Source organism: Scandinavium sp. (genome assembly GCF_051650185.1).
Lineage (GTDB): Bacteria > Pseudomonadota > Gammaproteobacteria > Enterobacterales > Enterobacteriaceae > Scandinavium.
The window spans coordinates 39875-46341 of record NZ_JBOFIN010000039.1 but is presented as its reverse complement, the minus strand read 5'-3'; the positions used below and the strand labels follow the sequence as shown (position 1 = coordinate 46341).

The window sequence follows — 6467 nt, the reverse complement described above, 5'->3', positions numbered from 1 at the left end:
TTCGGGGGATGGGTGCTATGATCGGCATTGCTCAGTCCAGTTGGTGATTTTGGTTGGTTTGGCGATTGATCAGATCGCACAATCCGGGCTGAGTTCCCTTTAAGTGATCTACTATTCGGCGCAGCTATTTAGTGGTGATAATTTGAACGATTCGTCTGTTGTATATGATGCGCGAATGGTTTGGCTTAATTGATTTGTCTGGTGACTAAATTAAGTGAAAGGTATCTAATATTTATTATGACTTAAATGTCACGGTGCGTGAATATATTTTCTGCCTAGTGTATCTAAATTTGTTGAATACTTAATTTAGGATTTTTCACATTATGTTGTGATGTTTTTATCACAATTCAGCGTTGTAATTTCTCTAAGTGTAAATATAAATGTTTGAGAAGCGACAATGTTGCAAGGCTGTAATCTCAGGCACGGCGCGGCATGGTGTATAAACATCTCTGTTAATGCTCAGGTGACGAATTAACTAATCGGTTTTGTCCTGTTTACTTACGAATTATGCAGCGTAATAATAAACGGCCTGCCGTTATATCTGTTGCATGCTCTTTATCTGGCAGGAAGCCCATTACACATACACAGGAGAGTGACTTGATGAGTTCAAGCTTCCAGAATGAGATACCAAAAGCGCGTGTTAACATATCGTTAAATCTGCATACAGGAGGCGCGCAAAAAAAGGTTGAGCTTCCGCTGAAACTGCTGAGTGTCGGCGACTTCAGCAACGGCAAGGCCACCGGTACCCTGTCGGAAAGAAGTAAAATAAATGTGAACAAAAACAACTTCGATTCTGTGTTGCTGGATTTAAACCCTGAAGTGAATCTCACTGTCAAGAATACCCTCGCGGACGATGGGTCTGAAGAAAATATTCGTCTGGGCTTCCAGAATATGAAAGATTTTGAGCCGGAAGCCATTGCGCGCCAGGTGCCGCAGCTGAAAGCCATGTTAGCCATGCGTAATTTGCTGCGCGATCTCAAATCCAACCTTCTCGATAATACAGCCTTCAAGCGTGAATTTGAAAAAATTCTGAAAGACCCCGCCTTAAGCGACGAACTGCGTAACGAACTCAATGCGCTTGCCCCGTCCCAGGATTAATAAGTAATTACTGGAAACTTTAACGGAATAACTGGAAATAATGCTTATGTCAGTCAATAACGAATCCCAGAACCAGACGGCGGGTGCAACCCTCGAAAAAACACTGCCAGCCGGCGGTGTATATGCTTCACTGTTCGAAAAAATTAATCTGGACCCTGTTATGTCTATCGGGGAACTGGATGGGTTTGAAGATAATACTGTGATGGCCGAAACATCGGCAAATGCCCGAGTGACGGCAGCCGTTCAGGTCTTTATGCAGGTGCTGCAAAAATCAGGTCAGAAAGTCGAAAAGCTCGATAAGCAATTAATTGATGCGCAGATTGCTGAGCTGGACTTTCAGATCAGCCGCCAGCTTGATGAAATCATGCACAACGAGACGTTTCAGCAGGTTGAGTCAGTGTGGCGAGGTCTGAAATCCCTCGTTGATAAAACGGACTTCAGACAGAATGTTAAGCTGGAAATTCTTGATTTATCTAAAGAAGATCTGCGTCAGGACTTTGAGGACTGCCCGGAAATCATTCAGAGCGGGTTATACCGTCAGACGTACATTTCTGAGTACGACACCCCGGGTGGAGAGCCTATTGCTGCTGTAATCTCTGCCTATGAGTTCGATGCCTCAGCCCAGGATGTGGCGCTGATGCGTAATATATCAAAAGTGTCCGCTGCTGCCCATATGCCGTTTATCGGTTCTGCCGGTCCGAAGTTCTTTTTAAAGGACAATATGGAGCAGGTTGCCGCCATCAAGGATATCGGTAACTACTTCGACAGGGCGGAATACATCAAATGGCAGAGCTTCCGTCAGACGGATGACAGCCGCTATCTCGGCCTGGTAATGCCGCGTGTGCTGGGTCGTCTGCCGTATGGTCCGGACACCGTGCCGGTGCGCAGCTTCAACTACATTGAAGAAGTGAAAGGCCCGGATCACGATAAATACCTGTGGACCAATGCCTCCTTTGCGTTTGCGGCCAACATGGTGAAGAGCTTCATCAACAACGGCTGGTGCGTGCAAATCCGTGGCCCGCAGGCCGGCGGTGCGGTGCAGGACCTGCCGATTCACCTGTATGACCTCGGTACCGGCAACCAGGTGAAAATCCCGAGTGAGGTGATGATCCCGGAGACCCGTGAATTTGAGTTCGCCAACCTGGGCTTCATCCCCCTGTCGTACTACAAAAACCGCGATTACAGCTGTTTCTTCAGCGCTAACTCAACTCAGAAGCCTGCGCTGTATGACACCGCCGATGCAACCGCGAACAGCCGTATCAACGCCCGTCTGCCGTACATCTTCCTGCTGTCCCGTATCGCGCACTATCTGAAGCTGATTCAGCGTGAAAACATCGGTACCACCAAAGACCGCCGTCTGCTGGAACTTGAGCTCAACACCTGGGTCAGCAGCCTGGTGACCGAAATGACCGATCCGGGCGACGAGCTGCAGGCTTCTCACCCGCTGCGCGATGCGAAAGTGGTGGTGGAAGACATCGAAGACAACCCGGGCTTCTTCCGCGTCCGACTGTTTGCTATCCCGCACTTCCAGGTGGAAGGCATGGACGTCAACCTGTCACTGGTTTCCCAGATGCCGAAAGCCAAATCATAAGGCGAGGGGAAATCAGGGATGAAAATTCATCGTCCGTTATGGAATGAAGGGGCTCTGCTGAGCCCCCAGCAGTTTCAGCAGCAGTCTGAGTGGGATGCCCATTCCCGGGCTCATGTTTCTGTCCGTAGCAGTGCTTTCCCCTGGGGCGTCGGGCATGTCGAGCTTGACGATGCGATGCTGGCCTCCGGGCGGGTGCAGGCACAGTCCCTGCTGTTGTGGCTTCCGGATGACACGCTGGTTGACACCCGCAACAGCGACCTGCCACCGGAGCCTCGTGAGGTGAACGTCCCTGCCTCAACAGGCAGTGGCGCTGTGACGGTATATGTTGCCCTGCCGGTCATGCAGGCGGGGATCGTCAACGTGCAGACTGACACACAGCCAGCAGAACGTCCGCTGCGCTATGTCGAGGCCTGGGAGACCATCACTGACCGTTTCGGTCAGGATGAAGAGTCCATGGCAGTGGCCCGTTTTAATCTGGCCTTCCGCTTTGATCATGAAGACAACAGCGCCTGGGAAACCTGTGCGGTTGCCCGGCTTCTGCGGGACGGGCAGGGGGGCTGGCGTCAGGATCCGGACTTTATCCCACCGATGGCTTTGTTCTCGGCCAGCCGCGGGCTGTGCGAACGTCTCGCGCTGCTGAATCGCCAGCTGCGTTCCCGTCGCCAGCGTCTGATGTCCATGCGTCGTGAAAGTAATGACCGTATGGCTGACTTTGCTGTCGCTGACGTGTCGCTGTTCTGGTTGCTGAATGCCCTGAACTCCCATGCCCGGGTTCTCTCCGAGTTTGAACGTTTTCCGAACAGGCACCCTGAGCAGGTCTGGGCAGAGCTGGCGCGTCTGGCTGGCAGTATGCTGACCTTCTCGCTGGAGCATGACCTGGAAGCCATTCCGGGGTATGACCACCGGGCACCAGAAAAGACCTTCCCGCCGCTATTTGATCTCATCAGTGAGCTGCTGGAAGCCAGCCTGCCGTCACGTGTGGTGGCGGTCAAAATGGACAGGCTGGATCCGGAGACCTGGAAAGCGGTACTGCATGATATTCGTCTGCGCGATGAAGCGGATTTCTACCTGTCCGTGCGTGCCAATCAGCCGGCATGGCAGATTGCAGAGCGTTTCGCTGAGATGTGTATTGCCGGTGCGCCGGCGAATGTCGGTGAAGTGTCCGGTGTGGCCGTAGAAGGTATTGGCCTGATTGCGCTGAGCCGTGTGCCTGCGGCCCTGCCGGTACGTCTGGAAAACCAGTACTTCGTGCTGGATATGGAAAGTCCGGCGGCCCGCGAAATGCTGGATCAGGGTGTGTGCGTATTCTACGTTCCCTCCCTGCTCGGCGAGCTGGAGCTTGAACTGTTTGCGGTGCTGCGCTCATGAACAAGGTTATCGACATTGATGCCCTGATGGCGCAGACATGGCTTACCGTGGCGCAGTTGCGCCACGGTGGTCAGGTGACGGATGGTCCGGCGCTGTATGCGGCCTGCAAAGCGCAGGTGGAAAGCGTACGCGAGGCGCTGGAGCGTGCGGGGCTGGGTGCTGAAAGTATTGATCACATCACCTATGCCCAGTGCGCCCTGCTGGATGAAACCGTCATGAACCGTAAGCCGGAGGTGCTACAAGCGGAAAATGCGCAAGCGACAGTATCCGGCGACACTGCACCCGATGCGCTGAATATGACCCTGGATGCCGGCCAACGCGCCTGGCGTTCTGCTCCACTGCAGGCGGTTTACTTCGGCTCCCTGAGAGCGGGCGGGGCTCTGTACGATCGTATCGCGGAGGTACTGCGTCAGCCTGCGCCTGAGCCTGCGGTGCTGACTTGCTACCAGCGGGTGCTGGCGCTGGGATTCCAGGGGCAGTACAGCCTCTCTGGTGTCGGGCAGACTCAGCGTGATGAGGTGGTAGCCGCCCTGAATGAGCGTGTGTCGCCGCTGGAAACGGGTGCATCCCTGGTCGTGCAGAAATCCGGACGCCGTCGTTACAACCTGCTGCGGTCCGTCTGGTTCTGGATCGTACTTGCGGTGATCCTGACCGGTGCGGTGTGGCTGGGTGGTCATCTGTGGTTGCAGGACCTGCTGCACCAGCAACTGCCGGAGCAGCCCTGATGCGTGGACGAACACTTGCCCGGGCGGCCCTGCCTGTATTGCTGTGTCTTACCGCAGTGTTGTGGCTGGTCTGGGGATTTCTCGCATGGCCGGTCGCAGGCAAATCGGTTCTGACGCTGCTTGCTCTGCTGCTTTCCGCTCTCCTTATCCGCCGGCGTTACCGTCAACAACGGCCTGCACTGCAGACTGATGACGCCGGTCACTTCCCGCCGGAAAGCCATACCGGACCGGTGGTGCTTGTCTGCGGGGACGTGGATGACGGTATGTTCGCGGCAGGACCGACCCGGGGAACGACGCAGGGCTGGTATCTCCAGATAGCGGAACTCACCGGACTCATGCCAATTGCTGAGCGTCTGCTGGCCCGTACGCCGACGATGGCAGGCCAGCTCACGGTGATGTACCGCTGTCTGCCGGACCAGCATGAGGATGAGGCATTGTTGCGCGCCTCCCTGAAAGCGCTGCGTCTGCAGATGAAGCAGCTACGGGACCTGACCGGCTATAGCGTGCCGGTTGTCCTGAGCACCGAATTCAGCGGCCCGGAAACGCCCTGGATAGTGGTGCGGGGCAATACGGCCCTGGTGTGTCCGGAAGACGAATCTGCCGTCACTCTCAGTGAATGGCAACAGTCCCCGCAAACGGCCTTTATTCAGCCGTACCTGACTCAGGCGACCTCACTGCTTCACGCCGTGATGCTGGATGAACTGGGTAAAGCGGACAGGCTGTGTCCGGCCGTACGACCGTTTGCGGTCACCCTGCGTCTTGGCGCGGTATCCACCTCGACAGCTGCGCTGTGGCCTCAGTTATTGTTCCGCCAGACCCGCATTGCGCCGGCCGCACGCGTCACTGCCTGTGAACCCCGCTGGCATTTTGCCGATGCGGTCCTCCCGCTGCTGGCCCCCTATACCACTCCGTTGCAGGGCGGCAAAACCGGGCGTCGGGTGGTGATGGTTCTGCTGTTATGCGCCCTGGGTGCTCTTGCCCTGTCCGTACGACATAACCAGTCACTTATCCGCAAGGTCAGCGCCGACCTTCAGCGCTGGCAGGCTATCCCGATGAGCCATTATGCCCCGAAAGCACAGGCGCTGCATGCACTGCAGCAGGATGCACTGCTGCTGGAGCGCTGGCAGCGTCAGGGAGAACCCCATCGCTACGGACTCGGACTGTATCCGGGTAACCGCCTGTGGCTGGCAGTGCAGCAGGCTATTGATACCTGGGTGCCTCCGCCACCACCGCCAAAACCGAAGCCAAAGCCGGTACCCAAAATTGTCCGTCTCGACAGCATGTCGCTGTTCGATTCCGGCAAAGCGGTACTGAAAACCGGCTCCACCAAAATGCTGGTCAATTCGCTGGTCGGCATTAAAGCCAAACCGGGCTGGCTGATTGTGGTCGCAGGTCACACGGATAACACCGGTGATGCACAGCTGAACCAGACGCTGTCGCTCGAGCGTGCCGCAGCGGTACGCGACTGGATGCGTGACACCGGTGACGTGCCGGAAAGCTGTTTTGCGGTGCAGGGCTATGGCGCAAGCCGTCCGATCGCAACCAACGACACCCCGGATGGGCGTGCGCTCAACCGCCGTGTCGAAATCAGTCTGGTACCGCAGGCTAATGCCTGCCAGATACCGGGCCACACCCAGGCGTCATCGCAGGATGATGACGCATCACAACACAATGGAGAGTAATTC

Annotated in this window: 5 protein-coding genes; all 5 read left to right on the top strand. The window is 55.7% G+C overall.

Annotated elements, in window-relative coordinates:
• The first annotated feature begins 600 nt into the window (after nucleotides 1-600).
• The 5 genes from tssB to ACRCWW_RS05170 are packed head-to-tail and all read left to right on the top strand — an operon-like array spanning nucleotide 601 to nucleotide 6464.
• A complete protein-coding gene (gene tssB / locus ACRCWW_RS05190) occupies nucleotides 601-1098 on the top strand; it encodes a type VI secretion system contractile sheath small subunit (protein ID WP_438681459.1) in 498 nt (165 codons plus the stop codon).
• Between the two features lie 40 nt (nucleotides 1099-1138).
• The gene (tssC, locus tag ACRCWW_RS05185) at nucleotides 1139-2689 is read left to right on the top strand and encodes a type VI secretion system contractile sheath large subunit (protein WP_438681457.1); all 1551 of its coding nucleotides are present in this window, start codon (nucleotides 1139-1141) and stop codon (nucleotides 2687-2689) included.
• 18 nt (nucleotides 2690-2707) lie between these two features.
• The gene (gene tssK, locus ACRCWW_RS05180) at nucleotides 2708-4057 is read left to right on the top strand and encodes a type VI secretion system baseplate subunit TssK (protein WP_438681456.1); all 1350 of its coding nucleotides are present in this window, start codon (nucleotides 2708-2710) and stop codon (nucleotides 4055-4057) included.
• Entirely contained in the window at nucleotides 4054-4782 is a 729-nt protein-coding gene (tssL, locus tag ACRCWW_RS05175) for a type VI secretion system protein TssL, short form (protein ID WP_438681455.1), read from the top strand. Before tssK ends, tssL begins: the two co-directional genes overlap by 4 nt.
• Entirely contained in the window at nucleotides 4782-6464 is a 1683-nt protein-coding gene (locus ACRCWW_RS05170) for an OmpA family protein (protein WP_438681454.1), read from the top strand. Before tssL ends, ACRCWW_RS05170 begins: the two co-directional genes overlap by 1 nt.
• The last annotated feature ends 3 nt before the right edge of the window (nucleotides 6465-6467 follow it).